We start from the raw sequence: 19,824 nt of genomic DNA on the forward strand, positions 1-19,824 counted from the left end.
CCACGACGGCCCGGCAGCGCCGTCCTCGTCCCAGCCGGTGCCAGCACCGGGTCCGCGCCGTCACCCTGGCCATCCTGGTCTATACCACTCTCCGGCGAGGTGGGCGTATGAGCGCCCCGCATCAGGTCCATGGCATGGGCTGGACGCCGGCTGCGCCGGATTGGCCGGCCTTGACCCACGCCGAGATCGCGCAGGTGCTGCAGGCCTTCCCGCAACTGGCGCCAGTCGGCGCCGCGCAATGGCATAGCGCACGGCCGTTCTCGGCAGCCGCGCGCGTGGACACTGCGGCGGGAGCGGTCATCGTCAAACGCCACCATCTGCGTGTGCGCGATGCCGCCGCGCTGGACGAAGAGCATCGCTTCATGGCGCACCTCCGCGCGGCCGGAGCGCCAGTGGTGGAGGTGCTGTCCACCGCCGATGGGCGCACCGCGCTGCCGCTGGCGAGCTGGACCTATGAAGTGCAGCGACTGGGCGAGGGCGTCGACCTGTACCGCGATGCGCTGTCGTGGACCGCATTCCAGCAGGCGCAGCACGCGCACGCCGCCGGCCAGGCGCTGGCCCGGCTGCACGCCGCCGCGCGGGGCTTCGCCGCGCCTGCTCGCCACACCACCGTGCTGGTGGCCAACCTGCGGCTGTTTATGCAGCGCGACCCACTGCAGGCACTGAGCGAGGCCTTGCCGACCCGTCCGGCACTGGCGGCCGCGCTACACGCGCGGCGGTGGCGCCAGGATCTGGCCACCCACCTGATGCCCTGGCATGCGCAGGCGTGGCCGCTGCTGTCGCGCCCGAATGCGCTGCCTCCGCTGTGGACGCATGGCGACTGGCACGCGTCCAATCTGCTGTGGCAGCAACGCGACGGCCACGCCGATGTCAGCGCGGTGTTCGACTTCGGTCTGGCCGACCGCACCTGCGCGCTGTTCGATCTGGCCACCGCCATCGAGCGCAACCTGATCCCCTGGCTGGCGTTGGACCTCGGCCAGCGCGCGCCACCGCACCTGGACCAGCTCGATGCACTGCTGGACGGCTATGCGCTCGTGCAACCGCTCGATGCTGCCCAGTTGCAGTGCCTGGCTGCGCTGCTGCCACTGGTGCACGCCGATTTCGCGCTGAGCGAACTGGCCTATTTCACCGCCATTACCGGCTCGACCGAGAACGCCGAGCTGGCCTATCACCGCTATTTGCTCGGTCACGCGGACTGGTTCGCCAGCGCCGATGGCCAGCGTTTGCTCGAACGGCTGCATGCGCGTGCGCGCTGCCTGCCGTAGCTGCCGTCCTTTCCTTTTCGCCCGAGTCGTCCGCATGTCCCATCCCCGCCCTGCCCCGTGTTGCCATCCTCTCGCCCTGTCCCTGCTGGCCGGCCTGTCCGTGCCGGCGTTGGCACAGCAAACCCCAGCGCAAACCGCGATCGAGCTGGATGCAGTCACTGTGCGCGGCGAGCGCAGCGATCCGACCACAGCGCTCGGCGGCTTCGGTAGCAGTCGCCTGCTGGATGCGCCAGCATCGATCGCCGTCATCGACCGCCAGCAGCTACTCGATCGGCAAGCGCGCGTGCTCAGTGAGGTGTTGCGCGCCGATGCCTCGGCAGGCGACGCCTATGCGCCGATCGGCTACTACGAAAATTTCCTGCTACGCGGCTATTCGCTCAATGCGGCCAATAGTTACCGCATCAACGGTTTGAGTGCGGTGGGCGAGCAATCGATCGCGCTGGAGAACAAGCAGCAGGTGCAGATCCTCAAGGGCCTGGCCGGGCTGCAGAGCGGCGTCAACGAGCCGGCCGGATTGATCGACTACCGCACCAAGCGTCCCGAACGTGTTCGCAGTCTGACGCTGGGCACCGACGAACAGGGCTCGCGCTATCTGGCCACCGATCTGGGCGACTGGTTCGGCACCGAACGCACCCTGGGCCTGCGTGTGAACGCCGCGCGCGAGGACATCCACAGCTATGTCGAACACGCCGACGGCTACCGCAATTTCCTCTCGCTGGCCGGCGACTGGAAGCCCAGCGCACAAACGCTGCTGCAGCTGGACGTGGACTATCAGCATCGCCAGCAGCGTTCGGTGCCCGGCTATGCGCTGCTCGGTGGAACCGACGTCCCGCAGGCGATCGACGTGCATCGCCTGCTCGGCTATCAACCCTGGTCGCGCCCGGTGGAGATGGACTCGCTCAACACGCAGCTGCGCTATGCCCATCAGTTCAACGAAGCCTGGCGCGCCAGCGTGGAGGCGGCACGCAGCCGTGCCACGATCAACGACTTCTCTGCGTTCGCCTGGGGCTGCTACGGGGCACCCAGCTGCGCCGGCATCGTCACCCCGAACTTCTTCAGCGCGCAGGGCGAATACGACATCTACGACTATCGCAGCCCTGACGACACCCGCGTGCACGACCAGGTGCGCGCCACGCTCGAGGGTCGCTTCGCCACCGGCTCGCTGCAGCATCAACTCACGGCAGGCGTGGACTGGTTGCGGCGGACGGTCGATCGCTATGGCTCGGTCAACGCATTCATCGGCAGTGGCCGCATCGATCGCGATCCGGACGTGTTCGCACCCACCGACGTGCCGCTAGGCCCCAAGCAGCGGCGCCTGGATAGCCGCCAACGCGCACTGGTACTGGCCGACCGCATCGGTCTGGACTCGCAGTGGGAACTGGCGCTGGGCGCACGCTACCTGCGTCTGGACGAACGCGCATTCGATGGTGACGGCCTGCTGCAGCGGCGCACTCGCAAGGATGCCGTGTTGCCGCAGGCAGCACTGCTGTTCAAGCCGCAAGCGCAGACCACGCTCTACGCCAGCTACGCCAAGAGCCTGGCTGCCGGCGGCACCGCGCCCTGGTTCGCCGACAATGCCGACACCATCCTGCCGCCCACCAACGCCTACCAGCTGGAAACCGGCGCCAAGCTCGAGCTGGATGGACTGCGGCTGGGCGCGGCAGTGTTCGACATCCGCCAGGCCTATCAGTTCACCCAGCCGCAGCCTGACGGTGGCCTGCTGTACCTGCAGCAGGGCCAGTTGCACAACCGTGGCCTGGAACTGTCGGCCGATGGCGCCGCAACCGCGCAGCTGCGGCTATTCGCCAGCGTTGCGGCAATCCGTGCGCGCGCCGAGAACACCGGGTTCGCGGCTTACCAGGACCACCAGGCGATCAACGTCCCGCGCTTGCGTGCCAGCCTGCAGGCCGACTACCGCGTCGCCGCCATCGACGGGCTGGCGCTGCTGGCGGGCGTGCAGTACAGCGACCGCAAGTTCGCCGACCGTCTCGGCAATACCAGCGTACCGGCCTATGCCGTGGCCAATCTCGGTGCCCGTTACGCCACTGCCGTCGGCGGCCTGGCCACGACCTGGCGGCTCAGCGTGGATAACCTGTTCGATCGTCGCTACTGGCGCGACGCCGGCGAGTACCTGGGCGATGCCTATCTGTTCCCGGGCGCGCCACGCACCGCACGGTTGACGGTGCAGGTGGATTTTTGATCGCTGCTACCCCCCATCCGCCCTTCGGGCACCTTCCCCCGCAAGCGGGGGAAGGGCGCAGTGCTGGTGCGGTGAGGACCACTCGCTTGCAGGGCGATCCGCCACCACAGAGACACGCGCCGTTGCCTTCTCCCGCCAGCGGGAGTGGGTGGTGCGCAGGGTGATGACTGACCGGCAGCCGCACGCTCGCCCCCATCCGCCCGTCGGGCACCTTCGCCCGCCAGCGGGGGAAGGGCGCAGTGCTGGTGCGGTGAGGGCCACTCGCTTGCAGGGCGATCCGCCACCACAGAGACACGCGCCGTTGCCTTCTCCCGCCAGCGGGAGTGGGTGGTGCGCAGGGTGATGACTGACCGGCAGCCGCACGCTCGCCCCCATCCGCCCGTCGGGTACCTTCCCCCGCCAGCGGGGGAAGGGCGCAATGCTGGTGCGGTGAGGGCCACTCGCTTGCAGGGCGATCCGCCACCACAGAGACACGCGCTGTTGCCTTCTCCCGCCAGCGGGAGTGGGTGGTGCGCAGGGTGATGACTGACCGGCAGCCGCACGCTCGCCCCCATCCATTCTTCGGGCATCTTCCCAAGGACGCCGGAATCCGCTCCAAGACGCAGCATCGCCTTTACCCAACTCTCCACTTTCCACCAGGCCTCGCATGACCCTGCTCGAATCCATCGCCGTCGTGATCAACCTGCTGGGCGTGTGGCTGACCGCACGCCGCATCCGCTGGTGCTGGCCGGTGGGCGTCGTGGCGGTCGCGCTGTACGCATGGCTGTTCTACCGCTGGAAGCTGTACTCGGACATGCTGCTGCAAGGCGTCTACCTGCTGACGCAGCTCTACGGTTGGTGGCAGTGGCAACGTGGCCTGGCGGCGGACCAGCGTATTCGCCCGCTGCCACTGCCGCGCACGGAAGGATGGCTGTCGCTGATCGCCGGCACCGTCCTGGCCACCGGCCTGGGGGCCTATATGCACTTCCGCACCGACGCCGCATTGCCGTGGCTGGACGCGGCACTGGCCAGCTTCAGCCTGGTCGCCACCGTCTGGGCCGCGCGCCGACGCATCGCCAATTGGCCGCTGTGGATCGTGCTCGACTGCGTCTACGTCGGCGTCTTTCTCGCCAAAGGGCTGTATCCGACCGCCGCGTTGTACGCCGGCTTCGTGGCCCTGGCGGCCTACGGCTGGCGCAGTTGGCACGCCCAGCGCAACCTGATGGCCGCTGGCACGCACTGACAGGATGCCACCGTTGGGTGGTTCTTCTTTACCATCGCTGCCTTCCCACCTGGATGGACGACTACCTTGCTCCCGCGCCCGCCGCTGACGCCCCGCCCTGCCACATGACTCTGTCGCGTCAACACCGCATCACCGAATCCATTGCTGCCCAGATCGACACCGGCGAGTGGGGACCGGACCAGCGCCTGCCGGTGGAGCGCGCGCTGGCCGAACGCTTCGGCTGCACCCGCATCACCTTGCGCGAGGCACTGCAGCAGCTGGAGGCGGATGGCCGCATCTATCGCGAAAATCGCCGCGGCTGGTTCGTCAGCGCGCCGCGTGTGCGCTACGACCCCACCAGCATCGCCGGCTTCATGCAGTATGTCGGCGCACAAGGGCGGCGGCCACGCACCGAATTGCTGAGCGCAAGCCGGCAAGCGGCCGGTCCCGACTATGCCGCTGCCTTGCGTCTGCCGTCACCGGAGGAAGAGGTGTTCGTGCTGCAGCGCCGGCGCTGGATCGACCGCCGCGCGGTCCTGTTGGAAACCAACGTCGTGCGCGCCAGTTGGGCACCACGCCTGCTCGAGCACGATCTGGCGGGTTCGCTGTCGCAGGTGTTCAACCAGAAGCTGGGGGTGTTCCTCAGCCGTAGCCAGTTGTCGATGCATCCGGCCGGGCTGGATGCGGCGCAGGCACTGCTGCTGCAATCGACCACCGGCACGCCGTGCTTTCGCCTGCGCCGGATCAGTTTCGCCGAGGACGGCAGTGCGGTGGAACTGGACATCGAATCCTGGCGCCACGACGCGCTGGAGGTGGTGGTGCGCACGCAAGCGCCAACGCGCGGTGCCGATTAGCCGGATCGAGCCAGCATGTGCTCAGGACACTGCGAGGAATCGGTGGTTGCTGGCCAAGGCGGGCAAGCCGCCGACGCCCATGATCGCGTTATCGAAGGCCAGCGCGTGGATGCCAGTCGCCAAGGCAGGCGCGCACGGACCGATTCGCATAGACGCCTGTTGGGCGATGCATTCGGCACGCCGTTCTGCTGAGCCCTGGGCCGATACGCCGCTGGCAGAAGCGCACGTCAGACGCGACCGCCGGGTCGATGCGTGCGTGCTCGAGCCGGCATCCCCCTCAGCCGAACAGCGGGCGTTGCGGATTTGCCGGCGGCAGCTCGGCCAGCAAGTGCGTCAGTTGCACGCGCTGGGCGTGCAAGGGATCGTGCATCAACAGATGCGCCAGGCGTGCGTGCCAGGCGGGCCAACGCGTTGCCAGCGCATCCATGTCGCCATCGGCAGGACGCCCTTCGGCGGTCGCCGCGACGAACGCGGTCTCGCACAACACGTTACGCCAGCCCAGCCCGGCCATACGCAGGCTCAGATCGATCAGCGCCGCGTACCAGCTGCCATAGCTGCTGGCATCCAGGCCGCCGGCCTTGCGCCGCGCGCTACCGCGCAACAGCACGGCATGGCTGGCGGCGGAAGGCAGCTCCGGATACAGCGGCGGCATCGCCGCGCAGGCGGCCGACAGCCGCTGCGGATCATCCGGCAATGGATTGATCTCGCCCAGGCGCGGCCAGGCACAGGCTTCGCCAGCATTGCTCCACGGGGTGGCGGTGGCGATCGCCGCATCGTGCCGAAAGCAGGCCTGCAGCGCCGACAACCAGCCCGGCAACGGGCGGGCGCCGCTGCCGAGCACGACCACGTCGGCGTCGCCGCAGGCCGCCAGCATCTCATCCAGATGCGCCACCTCCCCCAGCCGACGCTGGCGGCGGGTGTAATGCGCCTGCAGCGGTGTCCGCGCCAACCAGTGCTCGATCACCGCCACACCGCGTGGCCCGGCCTGCGCATCGTCGGCCAACCACACCGGCGTTCCGGCCGGCGTGCCGCTGTCGAGCGCGCCCAGGCAGGCGTCCAGCGCTTCGTCATCCACGCCGACCGGCAATAGGAGGACCGGCAGCGGGTCGCTCACTGCGCCTTCTGACCCGGACGCAACGGCTCCATGGCCTTGAACTTCTGCCCATACTCGTCGGTGAGATTGCGCGCTTCCTGTGGGTTGCGCACGATCGACGGGGTGATCAAGACGATTACTTCGCGGCGATTGCTGGTGCGGCTCTTGGTGCCGAACAGCGCACCGACCACCGGCAACTTGCTCAGGAACGGCACGCCATTGCTTCCGTTGGTGGTGCTGTCGTCGATCAAGCCGGCCAACATGATGGTGTCGCCGCTCTGCACGGCGGCTTCGGTCTTGACCCGACGGGTGTTGATGTCGACGTTACAGGCGGCCGCGTTGATGGTGGCGGTTGCGGACAAGCACGCGGTCGGTCGATCGCCCGGGCTGCTGACCTCCTGCACGATATCCAGGAACACCATGCCGTCCTTGGTGACGCGCGGGCGTACCTTGAGGATCACACCGGTATCGATGTACTGCACCGACGAGTAGCTGCTGTCGACGCCGATACCGGTATTGATCGAGGTGGAGTTGATGGCGATGCGCGAGCCCACGTTGAGCGTGGCCTCGGCATTGTTGCGTACGAATACCGACGGGGTCTGCAGCAGACGCACGTCGGTGACCTTGTCCAGCGCAGTGATGATTGCGGCGGCATTCTTGCCAAGGAAGCTCCACGCCACCCCGTCACCAGTGACCTTGCCGGCAATATCGCCCCAGATATTGCGCCCTGCCGCGCTGGGAAGTCCCGCGCCAAGACCGATACCGGTTCCATTCGATGCGCCAGAGTCGGTCGCCGTGCTTGGAGCATTGACCGCATTCTCGAAATACCAGTTGACGCCGTAGCTCAACTGACCGGTCAGGTTGACCTCGGCCACCTGCGCCTCGATATGCACCTGCATCGGCATGACGTCGAGCTTTTCGATGACGTCGCGGATCGAGCTCCAGGCCTGCGGCGTGGACCGCACCAGCAAGGTATTGGTCTCGGCCACTGCCGACACGCCGACCTTGTCGCCCGCAACCTCCAGCGTCACCGCGCCATTGCCATTGGTGCGCGGGGACAGCTGCAGACTGCCATTGCCCAGGCCGCCGCTGCTGCCACTGCTGCCGCCGAACCCACTGCCGCTGCCAAAGCTACTCCCCGAACTGCCCGAGCCGCTGCTGTCGGTGGAATCGCTCGAGAGGTTGCCCATGTTGGCATCGCGATTGCCCAGGCCGCCGATCACGCTGCTGTCCGCGCCCGGAGCCAGCGAGGCATTGGAATCGCCGCCGCTGCTGCGGCCACCGAACACTTCCGACAATCGGTCGGCCAGGTCCTTGGCCTTGATGTACTTCAACTCGTAGGAGAACAGCCGCACGCCGCCGCCGGCGCTGTCGATGCGATCCAGCCATTGCTGGATCTGGTCCAGGTAACGCGGCTGCGGGGTGATCACCAACACCGCATTGGCGTTTTCCAATGGCATGAAACGAAACATACCGGCACTGGGCGTCTTGCTCTGTTCGCCGAACACCTTCTCCAGGTCGGCGGCCACCTTCTCGGCCTTGCCCGACTGGATCGGGAACACGCCGACCGACATGCCCGAGAGCCAATCGACATCGAACACCTGCACCGTCCGTAGATAGTTCTCCAGCTCGGCGCGCGTACCGCCCAAGGTGATGACATTGCGCGCCGGGTCGATGCCGACGATCGCGTTGGGCCGCGCATACGGCTCCAGCACCTTCTTCATTTCGCTGGCGGAAATGTATTTCAGCGGCACCACGCGCACCTCGAAGCCGCGCGCGGCCGCCGGCGATGCAGTGCTGGGCGCAACCGTCCCGGCCAGCGCCTGATCGGCCGGGACGATGTTGTAGCGGCCGCCACTGAACACCATGCGCGCGTTATTCCAACCCAGCACCATCTCCAGCAGGTTCAAGGCCTGTGCCGGCGAAACCGGCTTGGGCGTGGCCAGGGTCACGGTGCCCTGGACACCCGGCGCGATCACGTAGTTCTGTCCCAGCATGTCACCCAGGATTGCCTTGACCACCGCCTGCAGCGACTCGCCTTCGAAATTGAAGGTGGCGCTGCCGCTGCTGGCCATGCCCAGCGTCGGCGCCGGGGCGGCGGCCGCGCTCTGGTTGATCATCGTGCCGGAGCCACGGCGGATCACCGGGCTGGGCTTGGCGTCGGCATTGCCGTCGGTACGCTGCTCGCCGGTGCCCGTGGTGGTGCCGGCGGCGCCCACCCGCGGATCCAAATGCGCGTCGCGACGCACGTCCGGCGGTGGAGTGGTGGCGCAGCCGGCCAGCAGGCCGATCAGCAGGGACACGGAGAACAGGCGCGGGGTCATGCGATCACTCATTGGGTCTGACCGGGGGAAGAGCCGCTCTGGCGCTGCTGTTGCAGCTGACGGCGTCGGGCTTCGATGCGCTCGCGGATGGCGCGCATCTGTTCATCGGAGGGACGTGGGGCTTCCTGCGCGCCGTCGCTGCGTTGCGGCGGCTGCGTGCTTCCAGGCGGCACGCCCGCTGGCTGCGGGGGCGCCGGCGTCGGCTGTACCGGCGTCGGTTGCGCTGCCCCCTGCTGCGGCGGTTGCGGTTGCGGTGGCGCCTGCGTGTTGACCGGCGAGGTTCCCGCCGGAGTGCGCGTATTGGCGGTGGGCGGCTGTCCGCCCTGCCCGTTGAAGACGTGCAGCTCCAAAGTCTGCGGACCGCCGGGACCTTCGATGGTGGCACTGCGCGGTTCCAGTGCCAGCAGGCGCCACCCCTTGACCGCCTCGCCGCCCAACTGGACGCGAATCGAATCGCTGGGCTCCAGCGTCAAGGTCGCCATCTTGAAGTTGGGCGTCAGCAAGACGCCGGTCAGGCGGACCGACGATGCCGTCGTACTGCCGTCGTTGCCGGACAGGAAGAACGGATGCGGCAGGCGGTCCTCGGCGAAGGCCGGACGCGCGGCGATCTCCGCGTACTTTTCGAACGGCCCCAGGCGCTCCGGCGCCGGTGCCGGCAGTGTCGGTAGGCGTTGCACCAGTGCCGGATCGTCGGCCAGCAGGTCGACCCGCTTGCCGAGCCCGGCCACCGCCAGCACGCAGACCAGCAACGCCCAACCGACCACGGTGGCCAGCAGCCAGGTGCGCAGACCGATCGTCTCAAGGCGCATTGGGGGCCTCCTTGACGGTCGCCGCCGCCGGTGCGGCGTCGTTGCTGCCCGGGCGCAGATAGCCGGCCAGCTCGAAGGCGATGTCCAGGCCATTGCCGCTTTCGTTCGGCGACAGTTGGTAGCGCTGGGCCATGACATTGAGATTGTCGACGAACAGCCTGGGTGCGCCCTTTTCCAGGTGGTACAACACCGACGCCAGTTCCGGCGTACCGCAGCGCAGACGCACCTGTACCGCCACGCGGGTGAAGCGGTCCTTGGTTTCCGGCTGCAGCGGCGAGCGATTGCTGATCGCGCAACTGCGATTACCCGGGCTGGCGTCGCTGACCGCGCGCTCCAGCCGTTGCACCAACCCGGCCGAGGCCAGTTCGGCGGAGGTTTCCGGCAGGAATCCGGGGCGCTGCTCCAGCGTGGCGCGCGCCTGTCGCAAGCGCTGGCTGATCTCCGGCGCCTGTTGCAACTGCACGCGCACGCGCAGCTCGCGCTCGCGCAGCGAGGTCAATTCGTCCTGGATGGCGAGCAACGGCTGGGTAAACCACGGGTGCACCAGCACCAGGTAGCCCACGCCGATGGCCAACAGCAACAGGCCCAGGGCGGCCCAGCGATCGCGCTTAACGCTGCTGGGCATCGTTGGCCTCCTTCGCATCGCCACCGGCGAGTTCGGCGGTAATGGTGAAACGATCGACATTGCGCCCGGCATCGCTTTGCAGCACCCCGGTCAGCGATGGCGTGCGCCACAGCGAAGAGCCTTCCAGCCGGCGCACCAACGAGGATGCCTCGTTACTCAAGCCGATCAATTGCAGCTGCCCGCCTTCCACCGAAAATTTCTCCAGGTAGGTTCCCGGCGGCAGCCGCCTGGTCAATTCGTCCCAGATCTCCACCGAGGTCGGACGCGTGGCACGCAGCCGTTGGAAGAATGCTGCGCCTTCGACCAGGTCCAGCAATTGCTGACGTTCGGCAGCGACCTGGCGCGCGCGCGCGGCGCTGGCCTGCACGCGTGCACGCAGGTCGTCAGCTGCCTGTCGCCGGTTGTCCAACAACAGCCAACCGGCGATCGCCACCAACACCAGTGCCGCCATGCTCAGCAAGAGATTCCAGCGCTGCATCGGGTCGCTGCGGCGCACGCGCCGCGCCGGCGGCAGCAGGTTGACTCCCAACGGCAGGCCCTGCGCATCGGCCACATCGATGCCAGAAAGCGCGCCGCTCCAGCTCTCGGGGACGCCGGACGGACCATCGAGCACGCGGCGCGGCACGACCACCAGCTCGGCATCGAGCTGACCGTCCTCGCGCAAGGCCAGCAAGCGCGCATCGAAATACACCTGATCGGCGCTGAAGGGCGTTTGCCGATCGATCTCGAAACGCGCCACGTCCTGCAGCCGCGGTGCGGCCGCCGCCGGCAGCCGCAGCGGACGTCGCAGCGCCTGTGCGGCGGGAAGCAACCAGTGCCGCGGCAAGGCTTCCAACGCGGTCGGCAGCACCGAGGCCAGTTCCTGCGGCTGCAGCGGCCAAGGCAGGGCAACGATCGGCTCGCAACTGTGGTCGCGCTGCCGCGCCAGCTGCAACGTCGCGCCGTCGGGCTTCAGCAGCAGGCGCGCTGGCGACAAGCCCAGCTGCCATTGCCAGCCACGCGGCAACCAGGCCAGCAAGGATTGCTGCCACCAACGCCAAAAGCCGCCAGCGCCTGGCATGGCGCGTACGCCGATCCGCCCCAAGGTATCCCGCCACGCGGTCATTGCACTGCTGCTCCCTCTTCCCAACGCAATACGGTATAGGCGGCCCCTGGCAAGGCCGATGCATTCATCGTCACCACCGCCCGCAATATGGCCTCGCGTCCCTGCTCCAGTCGCGCTCGGCTCTCAATACTATAGGTGTCCGAGCCACCGAACGTCGCGTCGCCCCCCGGCAAACCCGGCGGCGCATCACGCTGAGCGAGCACTTGCTGCGCATCCAGGCCCATCGCGGTCAGCACCGGTGCCTGCGCAAACCGCGCCTCCGGGCGCGAGCGCCCGCTGTAGAGCGTCACGTTGGGCAACAGCTTGCGATAGAGCTCGCCATCCATGCCCAACACCAATCGCAACTCGCCGAGGGTCTCGAAGGGCGCGTCCTTGGCGCCGTACGGCAGCCCGGCATCGGCGTAGTCCCGATCCTCGGCACCGCCGCCTGGCTGGGTCAACGAATCGGTGTCGCGCCAATCCACGATCGCCCCGGCCAAGCGGGTGGCGCGCGCCTGTTCGACGCCCAGCGCACGCAGCAGACCGGCCAGCAGTGCCGGCTCGGCCATGTTCAGATCGACCTTGCCGCTTTCGTCGACCACCCGAATATCCACCGTCGCCTCGCCCATCCGCCATCGATAGCGGCGGCCATCGGCGCGCCAACGGGTTTGCGCGTCGTTGCTGCGCAAGCGCATCAACGCGTACTCCAATCCGGAGCGCGCATATTCCTGCGCCTGGCCGCCGTTGCGCAGGGTCGATCCCTGGAACGCCTCGACCCTGGCAGTCAACGCGAACGCACCGATCATTGCGGTGAGCAAGGCGATCAGCCACAACACCAACACCAAGGCCGCGCCGCGTGTCCGCTTCATCGCGCCAGCGCTCCGCCGTTGGCCGCCTGCGGCAAAGCCACCACCAGCGGCGGCCAGTCCGCATCGTTGCTGCGGATGTCGATCTGCACCAGCAGAGGCAGACGATCATGCCATTCCCATTGCGGCAACCAGTCGCTGAGCTTGCCGCTTTGCGGATCCAGGCCGCGATAGCGCAGGCGCAGCTGCTGCACGCCGTCAGCCAGGCGTTCCGGCGGCAGCGCGGCGCTTTCCTCGATCGGCTTGCCAGACTGCAGCATGGTCAGCGCGATCTGCAGCACCCGCGCGTCGCCGTCGCCGGCCAGCGACAGATCGTGCAGATAGGGACCGCCGCGCCCGAGATAGTCGGGCACATCGGCGGCCCAGCGCATGCGTTGCGGCTCGCCGACGAACAGGATCGGCTGCTGGCTCTGTTGATCGATGCCCATGGCGATCGGCAAGGTGGCGGCCAAGCGTCCGCGCAGGAACTGCTCCACCGCCCTGAGCTGCTCGCTGCGCTGGGCGATCGCCTCGCCGCGTCGACTGACGGCATTGGCCGAGCGCAAGGTGGCGAACGCCAGCGCCAGGCCACCGACCAACAACATCGTGGCCAACAGCACTTCGATCAGGGTGAAGCCACCCGCACGTGCACGGCTCATGCGCCAACGCCCTGCGGATTGGCCGCCACCAGGCGCAATGTGCGCCATTCCAGACGCTGACTGGGCTGTTCGCCCCAGCGCACCACCAGCGTCAGCTGCAGCAATTGCGGCGCGCCCGGCGCGACCGGCGCCTGGTCGTTGCGGCGCGGATCGTCATAAGGCCGGACATCCAGCGACCACTGGAAGTGCCCGTTCTCGAAACTGCCGCGCTGCTGTTCGGGCACCAGCGGTTTGTCCACGCCCTGCAGCGCCAGCAAGGACTGCGCATGCAAGGTCGCACGCGTGGTTTCATCGGCCGCGCGGACCTGCCGTGCTGCGCCCGACAGCGATCCCAGCAGCAGGCTCAATGCCAAAGCCAGCAAGGCGAACGCCAGGATCACCTCAATCAGGGTGTAACCGCGCTGCCGTTTCATGGCGTGGCCGTCCGCAATGGCGCCGAACGCACCTCGCCGGTAATCCAGCCCACATCCACACGCCAGCGCGCATCCTTGACCGCCAGATCGATCCGGCCGCCAGTGGATGCGCCGTCGGCGAAGAACTGAATCGCGCCCTGGTCCTGGCGTGGCTGCACCTGGCGAGCGCCGGTAAAGCGCACCTGCACGGCAGCCGGCCACTCGCCATGATGACCACCGGGCGCTTCCCAGCGACGCTGCGCTGGATCGATCACGAAGCGCTGCGGCACGCCGGTGGCGATGGCCTGGGTGCGCGTATAGCGCAGCTGCGAGGCGATCGCCTTGCCGGCGCTACGCAGCCGCATGCCATCCACGCCACCGCTCAGCGCCGCGGCCGCAAGCACACCGGCGATGGCGATCAGCGCGATCACCAACAACATCTCCAGCAACGACGTACCGCGATGGCGCACAGGCGCAGCAGACGCGACGCGCCGAGGCTGCAACGACAAGTGCGCGCGACGCACGATCACGCCTTATTGGTTCTTGATATCCGCGTCGTAACTGCTGCCGCCGGGACGCCCGTCCTTGCCGAGGCTGATCAGATCGAACGGTTGGCCTTCGCCAGGCACGCGGTATTCGATCGCATGCCCCCACGGATCGTTGAGTTCGGCTGGTTTGGCATACGGGCCGAGCCAACCACTGCTGCCGGCCGGTTGGGTGACCAGGTCGTCGAGCTTGCTGGGCAGCTTGCCGGTATCCAGCTGGAAGTTCTCGACCTTGCCGGCCAGCGTCAGGATCTGCGACTTGGCCAGGTTGGCCTTGCCGCGATCGGCGCCGCCAAGCACGCGGCTGCCGACCAGGGTCAGGACCGCGCCGATCAGCACGATGACGATGATGATTTCCAGCAGCGTCATGCCGGCCTGGCGGGCGCGTGATGGGCTGCGGGTAATGGAGCGCTTGATCATGAACGATTTCCTTGCACGTCGATGAAAATGAAGGCGTTGCCGCTCAGGCAGACTGCCAGCCGCTGCGAAGGTTCCCGGACACCCATGGCCTGGTCACTCCACAGCGATGATGAATGCGCTGCGGCGATCATCCGATCGCATTGGTCAAGTCATACAGCGGGACCAGCACTGAAATGATGACAAGCCCCACGACCGAGGCCAACACCAGGGTGATCAGTGGGACCAACGCAGCCAGCGCGCGGTCGATGGCCTGGGCGGTTTCCACCTCGAAAGTGTCGGCGGTCTTCAACAGCATGGTATCGAGCGCACCTGACTCCTCGCCCACCTGAATCATCTGGATGGCCAGGCGCGGAAAGCGCTTGCCGCGCGCCAGCGCAATCGCCAGTCCGTGACCGTTCTTGACCTCGTCGGCGGCGGTGCCGACATCCTCGACCAGGGCCAGATTGGTCATCACGTTGCGGGCGATGCCCAGCGCCGCCAGCAATGGCACGCCATTGCGCAGCAAGGTGCCCAAGGTCCGGGTCAGTCGCGCGGTTTCCAGTCGGGCGATCAGGCCGCCGATCAGCTTCTGCCGCAACAGCCATTGATCCAGCGCCGCACGGAAGGCCGCATCGCGACGCTTGCGATCCAGCCATAGCATCGCCAGCCCGGGCACCACCACCAGCACAATCCACCAGTCGCGCACCAGCAGGCCGATGGTCAACACCGCCTGGGTGAACCAGGGCAAGGCAACGTCCAGACTCTCGTACATCTGCGCGAACTGCGGCACCACGTAGCCGAGCAGGAACAGCAGCGCACAGCCGACCACGGCCATCAGGATCGCCGGATAGATCAAGGCATTGATCACCTTGCCGCGCAGCGCGCGGCTGCGTTCCAGGTAATCGGCCAGGCGCTGCAAGGTGTCCTGCATGCTGCCCCCAGCCTCGCCGGCGCGCACCATGTTGATGTACAGGCGAGAGAACAGCCCATGCTGGCGCTCCAATGCCGACGACAACGGCGCGCCACCACGCACGGTGTCGCGGATGTCGGCGATGATGCGCCGGCTTTTCTCGTCGTCGGGCAGTTCCATCAGGATCGACAGCGCACGATCCAGCGGCTGGCCGGCCCCGATCAGGGTGGCAAGTTGCTCGGTGAATTGCACCAACGCGGCGTTGTCGAACGGCTTCTTGCGCAGCAATGCCCGCAGCGGCCGCGAGCCGCTATCGCCGGTCGCCAGCCGCGTCTCCACCGGCAAATGCCCCTGCTCCTGCAAACGCAAGGCCACCTCGGCATCGCTGGCCGCTTCCATCTGGCCATCGAGCATCTCGCCGTGCGCGTCGAGCGCTTTGTAGCGGTAGAGGGGCATCAGGGAAGGCTGGGATGTTGAGTGCCGGGACCCGGGACTCGGGACCCGGGACCCGGGAGAAACGAAAAGCCGGGTCGCGTAAGACCGACGCAGCCGCGATTTGCACGAATCCCAATCGCAGCACGCGCGCCGCTTTTGCTGTTCCCGGGACCCGGGAGAAGCGAAAAGCGGCCTCGCGCGTTGCTGACGCAACCGCGATCTGCTGGAACGAAAAGCGCAGCCAACGACACGCTGTGGCTGTTCCCGGGACCCGGGTCCCGGGTCCCGGGTCCCGATATCCCGAGTCCCGGCCCCCTCACGCATCCTCCGTAACGCGCAGCACTTCCTCGATCGTGGTTTCGCCACGCAGCGCCTTGGACAGGCCATCCTCGTACATCGTGCGCATACCGGCCTGGCGGGCCAATTGTTCGATCTCGCCCATGCCGGCGCGCCGCATCACCGCACGCCGCAACTCGTCGTTCATCACCAGGAACTCGACGATGGTGGTGCGGCCAAGATAGCCGGTCGGTGCGGCGGCCGAGGCGCGTGGACGGTAAAGACAGATCTCTCCGTCCGGCTGCAAGCGTCGCAGCCCGAAGCGTTCGATCTCCTCCGGCGAGGCGGCATAGCGCTCGGCATTGGCCAGGTCCAGCCGGCGCACCAGGCGCTGGGCCAGGATGCCGTTGATGGTGGAGGTCAGCAGGTAATCCTCCACGCCCATATCCAGCAGACGGGTGATGCCGCCGGCTGCATTATTGGTGTGCAGCGTCGACAGCACCAAGTGACCGGTGAGCGCAGACTGGATGGCGATCCGAGCCGTTTCCAGATCGCGCATTTCGCCGATCATGATGATGTCCGGATCCTGGCGCACGATGCTGCGCAATGCATTGGCGAAATCCAGGCCGATCTGCGGCTTGGCCTGGATCTGGTTGATGCCTTCGATCTGGTACTCGACCGGATCTTCGACCGTGATGATCTTGACGTCGGCCGTATTGAGCTGGCTCAGCGCGGTGTACAGCGTGGTGGTCTTGCCCGAGCCGGTGGGGCCGGTGACCAGCAGGATGCCGTGCGGCTGCTCCAGCACCTTGCGGAACTGCGGCAGGAACTGATCGGTGAAACCGAGTTTGTGGAAATCGAACACCACCGTTTCGCGATCGAGCAAGCGCATCACCACGCTCTCGCCGTGCGCAGTCGGCACGGTGCTCACGCGCAGGTCCAGTTCCTTGCCCTGCACCCGCAACATGATGCGCCCGTCCTGCGGCAGCCGACGCTCGGCGATGTTGAGCTTGGCCATGATCTTGACGCGGCTGATCACCGCGGCGGTCAGCTTGGCCGGTGGGCTTTCGCCCTCCACCAGCACGCCATCGACGCGGTAACGCACTTTCAAGCGACTCTCGAACGGCTCGATATGGATATCCGAGGCCCGCAACTCCACCGCGTGCTGGATCACCAGGTTGACCAGGCGGATGACCGGTGCCTCGGAGGCCAGATCGCGCAAAGCCTCGATATCGTCATTGCTGCTGGTATCGCCATCGGCAGTCTCGACGATGGTGCCCATCGCACTGCGTCCCTGGCCGTACCAGCGCTCGATCAGATCGTCGATTTCCGACCGCAGGCCGACTTGCAACACCACCGGCAGGCCGGTCGCAAGACGCACGGCGTCGATGGCGTAGTCGTCGTAGGGATCGGCTGCCCACAGCAGCAAGTGGCCGGCCTGTTCGGCCACCGGAATGAGATGGAATTGCTTGAGGAAGCGCAGCGACAGGCTCTGCACTTCGGGCAGCAGTTCCGGCGGCGTGTCGCCCAGTTGCCGCGCATCCACCAGCGGCAGGCCCAGCACGTCGGCGCAGGTCTCGGCATGGTCGCGTTCGGACACCAGCCCCAGACGACCGAGCAAGGCCAGCAGCCCCAGGCCCGACTCGGCCTGCAACTGACGCGCACGCAACAGATCGGACTCTTTCAGGCGACGGCGTTCGAGCAAGGCCTCGACGATGCGCGTCTCCGCGCTGCGCTGCTCAATTGGATCGACGGCAACCGCGTTCACACTCGCCTCCACTGGTCCGGCGCCGACTGTAGCAGTTTGCCGCGACAATCACGCCAGCCCCGGCTGACAGGGCGCAAAAAACGATGCCCCCGGCCAACGGCCGGGGGCATCGGTCACAGTCCGTGTCGCAACTTACTGTCGTGCAACGAGCGTCAGCTTCGCATAGTCCGCGGCGCCGATCAGCTTGATGTAGTAAGTACCCGCCTTGGGCGCGGTGAAACGCACGGTTTCGCTATTGCCTGGCCGGGTCGACTTGGCGTCATAGCTGCTGGCGGTCGGTTCCGCCTCGAAGCTCACATACACCGACACGTCGCCGGTACCGCCGTAGGTCATGACGCTGAGCACGGCGCCGGCCTTGGCCTCGAAGCTGTACAGGGCGGAGCTGCCCTCGGCGCCGCTGAGGCCGCTCACCGGCACCTTATTGGTCAGGCTCACCGCCGTCGGCGCGCAGGTTTCGGTATCCGGATCGCAGGGCTCGGCCAGCACGACGTCCAGCGCTGCCTTGGCATCGACGATGCCGCTGCCGATCGGCGTGCTGCTGGGCGGAGTCACCGGGAACCGCCGGCTGGTCTGCTTGAGCAACGCTTCGACCGCAGCCGGGGTCAGCGGCGCCTCGCCCAGACCGATCGCGGCACTCTGTACCAGCGCGACCACGCCGGCCACGTGCGGCGACGCCATCGAGGTGCCGCCCAATCCCATATAGGTGTAGCTGCCGGAGGTGGGCGTGGTGGCGCCGGTGTAGCCGGCCTGCCAGACATAGCCGCCCGGATTGCCGTCGACGCTGCCACCACCACCGGGGGCCGACAAGTCGACCTTGCTGCCGTAGTTGGAGTAGTAGGCAATGCCACCGGTGATACGCGTCGCGCCGACGGTGATGGTGTTGTTGCAGCTGGCCGGCGAGAAGTTGGCTGCATCTGACGCCGAGTTGCCCGCTGCCACCACCACCGTGGTGCCACGCGCCACCGCGCCATTGATCGCCGCCTGAGTGACCGCATCGCACGCGCCGCCGCCGCCCAGGCTCATGTTGATGACTTCGGCCGGATTGGCATTGTCTGGAATGCCTTCGACGCTGCCGCCCGAGGCCCACACGATGGCGTCAGCGATGTCGGAGTCGTAGCCGCCGCAACGGCCGAGCACGCGCACCGGCAAGACGGTCGCCTTGGGCGCAACGCCGGCCATGCCGATGCCGTTGTTGGTGGCCTCGGCGACGGTGCCGGCGACATGGGTCCCGTGCCAGGAGCTTTCTGCTGCCTCCGAACCGGCGTAGCAGACGTTATCCGCTTCTTCCCAGTCACCATAGTCCAGCGCACCCGGGACCCGTGCATCGGTCGGACGCCGCGAAACGTCCTTGTCGCTGATGAAGTCATAACCCTGCAGCAGGTTGCCGGCAAAGTCGGGATGGTTGGGCAGGATGCCGGTGTCCAACACCGCCACCACGACACCTTCGCCCTGCGACAGGTCCCATGCCGCCGGTGCGTTGATGCCACCGTTGGGATTGCTGTAATGCCACTGGTACTGGGCATAGAAGGGATCGTTGGGCACCAGTTGCGGGGTCACCCCGGTCGCGCGCTGGAGTTCGATCGGCCGACGCATATGGTCCACTTGCACCTCGGCCACCGACGGATCGCGCTGAAGTTCGGCCACCACGGCGTCGAGCTGGGCCGGGCTGAGGCTGCCGGACAACTTGATCAGGTCGGCACCGACGCCCAGCTTGCGCAGATAGGTTGCCTTTGCCGTCGCTGCGCTGGAACGCGCCTGACCGACGGCGCCGGAGCGGGACACCGCAGCCTGGACCGCGTTGAGCTTGCTGCTGCGATCGGTGGCCGCGGCGGTGGCCTCTTTGTAGCGAACGATCAAACGGCTGCTGCTGCCAGCGGGGGGGGCCGACTGCGTGGGTTCCTTGACCAGCAGTTGCGGCGCAGCGGCGGCACCGCCAGCGGCGCCCAGGGACAGCGCCAGCAGGGCGCCAGCCAATGCATTGAGACGGAAATTCTTGTCGCTCACGGTGAAATCCTCTTCAGTGTTCGTGGATCAGGCATCAGTCAGGCCATCACTTCCTGCGAATCCGTTGGCCGGCCCAGCCACGGTCCCCGCCCGCCCCCTCAGGCCTTGCGGTGCGCGGCGGCGCCTTGCGCGCCGC

The 19,824-nt window shown here is 67.3% G+C and carries 17 protein-coding genes; 4 read left to right on the forward strand and 13 right to left on the reverse strand.

Translation table 11 applies throughout. The annotated features are described in order from the left end of the window. Window positions 1-107 precede the first annotated feature (107 nt). The 4 genes from CKY51_RS15370 (at window position 108) to CKY51_RS15385 (ending at window position 5,520) form a co-directional block, all read left to right on the forward strand. Window positions 108-1,265, forward strand: coding sequence for a phosphotransferase enzyme family protein (locus tag CKY51_RS15370; protein ID WP_022970983.1), 1,158 nt, complete (start codon window positions 108-110; stop codon window positions 1,263-1,265). Window positions 1,266-1,299: 34 nt separating this feature from the next. Then, complete coding sequence (locus tag CKY51_RS15375) at window positions 1,300-3,465, forward strand: TonB-dependent receptor (RefSeq protein ID WP_152249468.1); 2,166 nt, start codon at window positions 1,300-1,302, stop codon at window positions 3,463-3,465. Window positions 3,466-4,111: 646 nt separating this feature from the next. Further along, window positions 4,112-4,687: a nicotinamide riboside transporter PnuC gene (pnuC, locus tag CKY51_RS15380; protein ID WP_022974376.1), complete on the forward strand. Its 576-nt coding sequence runs from the start codon at window positions 4,112-4,114 to the stop codon at window positions 4,685-4,687. 104 nt (window positions 4,688-4,791) lie between these two features. Further along, the gene (locus CKY51_RS15385) at window positions 4,792-5,520 is read left to right on the forward strand and encodes a UTRA domain-containing protein (RefSeq protein WP_022974375.1); all 729 of its coding nucleotides are present in this window, start codon (window positions 4,792-4,794) and stop codon (window positions 5,518-5,520) included. Window positions 5,521-5,797: 277 nt separating this feature from the next. On the opposite strand, the gene CKY51_RS15390 is transcribed toward CKY51_RS15385, so the two are convergent. The 13 genes from CKY51_RS15390 to CKY51_RS15450 form a co-directional block, all read right to left on the reverse strand. Next, complete coding sequence (locus tag CKY51_RS15390; RefSeq protein WP_031340874.1) at window positions 5,798-6,634, reverse strand: glycosyltransferase family 2 protein; 837 nt, start codon at window positions 6,632-6,634, stop codon at window positions 5,798-5,800. Further along, window positions 6,631-8,949 (reverse strand): type II secretion system secretin GspD, encoded by a 2,319-nt coding sequence (gene gspD / locus CKY51_RS15395; RefSeq protein WP_152249469.1) that lies wholly within the window; start codon window positions 8,947-8,949, stop codon window positions 6,631-6,633. The genes CKY51_RS15390 and gspD overlap by 4 nt, the downstream gene beginning before the upstream one ends. Continuing rightward, window positions 8,946-9,746: a type II secretion system protein XpsN gene (gene xpsN, locus CKY51_RS15400; RefSeq protein ID WP_022974371.1), complete on the reverse strand. Its 801-nt coding sequence runs from the start codon at window positions 9,744-9,746 to the stop codon at window positions 8,946-8,948. Before xpsN ends, gspD begins: the two co-directional genes overlap by 4 nt. Beyond that, complete coding sequence (gspM, locus tag CKY51_RS15405) at window positions 9,736-10,371, reverse strand: type II secretion system protein GspM (RefSeq protein WP_022974370.1); 636 nt, start codon at window positions 10,369-10,371, stop codon at window positions 9,736-9,738. Before gspM ends, xpsN begins: the two co-directional genes overlap by 11 nt. Next, entirely contained in the window at window positions 10,355-11,476 is a 1,122-nt protein-coding gene (locus CKY51_RS15410; protein WP_022974369.1) for a PilN domain-containing protein, read from the reverse strand. The genes gspM and CKY51_RS15410 overlap by 17 nt, the downstream gene beginning before the upstream one ends. Further along, complete coding sequence (locus CKY51_RS15415; RefSeq protein WP_022974368.1) at window positions 11,473-12,324, reverse strand: type II secretion system minor pseudopilin; 852 nt, start codon at window positions 12,322-12,324, stop codon at window positions 11,473-11,475. Before CKY51_RS15415 ends, CKY51_RS15410 begins: the two co-directional genes overlap by 4 nt. After that, on the reverse strand, window positions 12,321-12,959 hold the full coding sequence (locus tag CKY51_RS15420) for a type II secretion system protein J (RefSeq protein WP_022974367.1): 639 nt from the start codon (window positions 12,957-12,959) through the stop codon (window positions 12,321-12,323). The genes CKY51_RS15415 and CKY51_RS15420 overlap by 4 nt, the downstream gene beginning before the upstream one ends. Beyond that, entirely contained in the window at window positions 12,956-13,372 is a 417-nt protein-coding gene (gene xpsI, locus CKY51_RS15425; protein WP_022974366.1) for a type II secretion system protein XpsI, read from the reverse strand. Before xpsI ends, CKY51_RS15420 begins: the two co-directional genes overlap by 4 nt. Next, window positions 13,369-13,878: a type II secretion system protein XpsH gene (xpsH, locus tag CKY51_RS15430; protein WP_425509519.1), complete on the reverse strand. Its 510-nt coding sequence runs from the start codon at window positions 13,876-13,878 to the stop codon at window positions 13,369-13,371. Before xpsH ends, xpsI begins: the two co-directional genes overlap by 4 nt. 6 nt (window positions 13,879-13,884) lie before the next feature. Then, window positions 13,885-14,316: a type II secretion system major pseudopilin GspG gene (gene gspG / locus CKY51_RS15435; protein ID WP_022974364.1), complete on the reverse strand. Its 432-nt coding sequence runs from the start codon at window positions 14,314-14,316 to the stop codon at window positions 13,885-13,887. Window positions 14,317-14,443: 127 nt separating this feature from the next. Then, complete coding sequence (gene xpsF, locus CKY51_RS15440; protein WP_022974363.1) at window positions 14,444-15,661, reverse strand: type II secretion system protein XpsF; 1,218 nt, start codon at window positions 15,659-15,661, stop codon at window positions 14,444-14,446. A gap of 295 nt (window positions 15,662-15,956) precedes the next feature. Then, the gene (gspE, locus tag CKY51_RS15445; RefSeq protein WP_170292339.1) at window positions 15,957-17,684 is read right to left on the reverse strand and encodes a type II secretion system ATPase GspE; all 1,728 of its coding nucleotides are present in this window, start codon (window positions 17,682-17,684) and stop codon (window positions 15,957-15,959) included. Window positions 17,685-17,816: 132 nt separating this feature from the next. Continuing rightward, window positions 17,817-19,688, reverse strand: a complete 1,872-nt coding sequence (locus CKY51_RS15450; RefSeq protein WP_022974360.1) for a S8 family peptidase — start codon at window positions 19,686-19,688, stop codon at window positions 17,817-17,819. Between the last annotated feature and the right edge of the window lie 136 nt (window positions 19,689-19,824).

The organism is Xanthomonas maliensis, assembly GCF_009192945.1.
Taxonomy (GTDB): Bacteria; Pseudomonadota; Gammaproteobacteria; order Xanthomonadales; family Xanthomonadaceae; genus Xanthomonas; species Xanthomonas maliensis.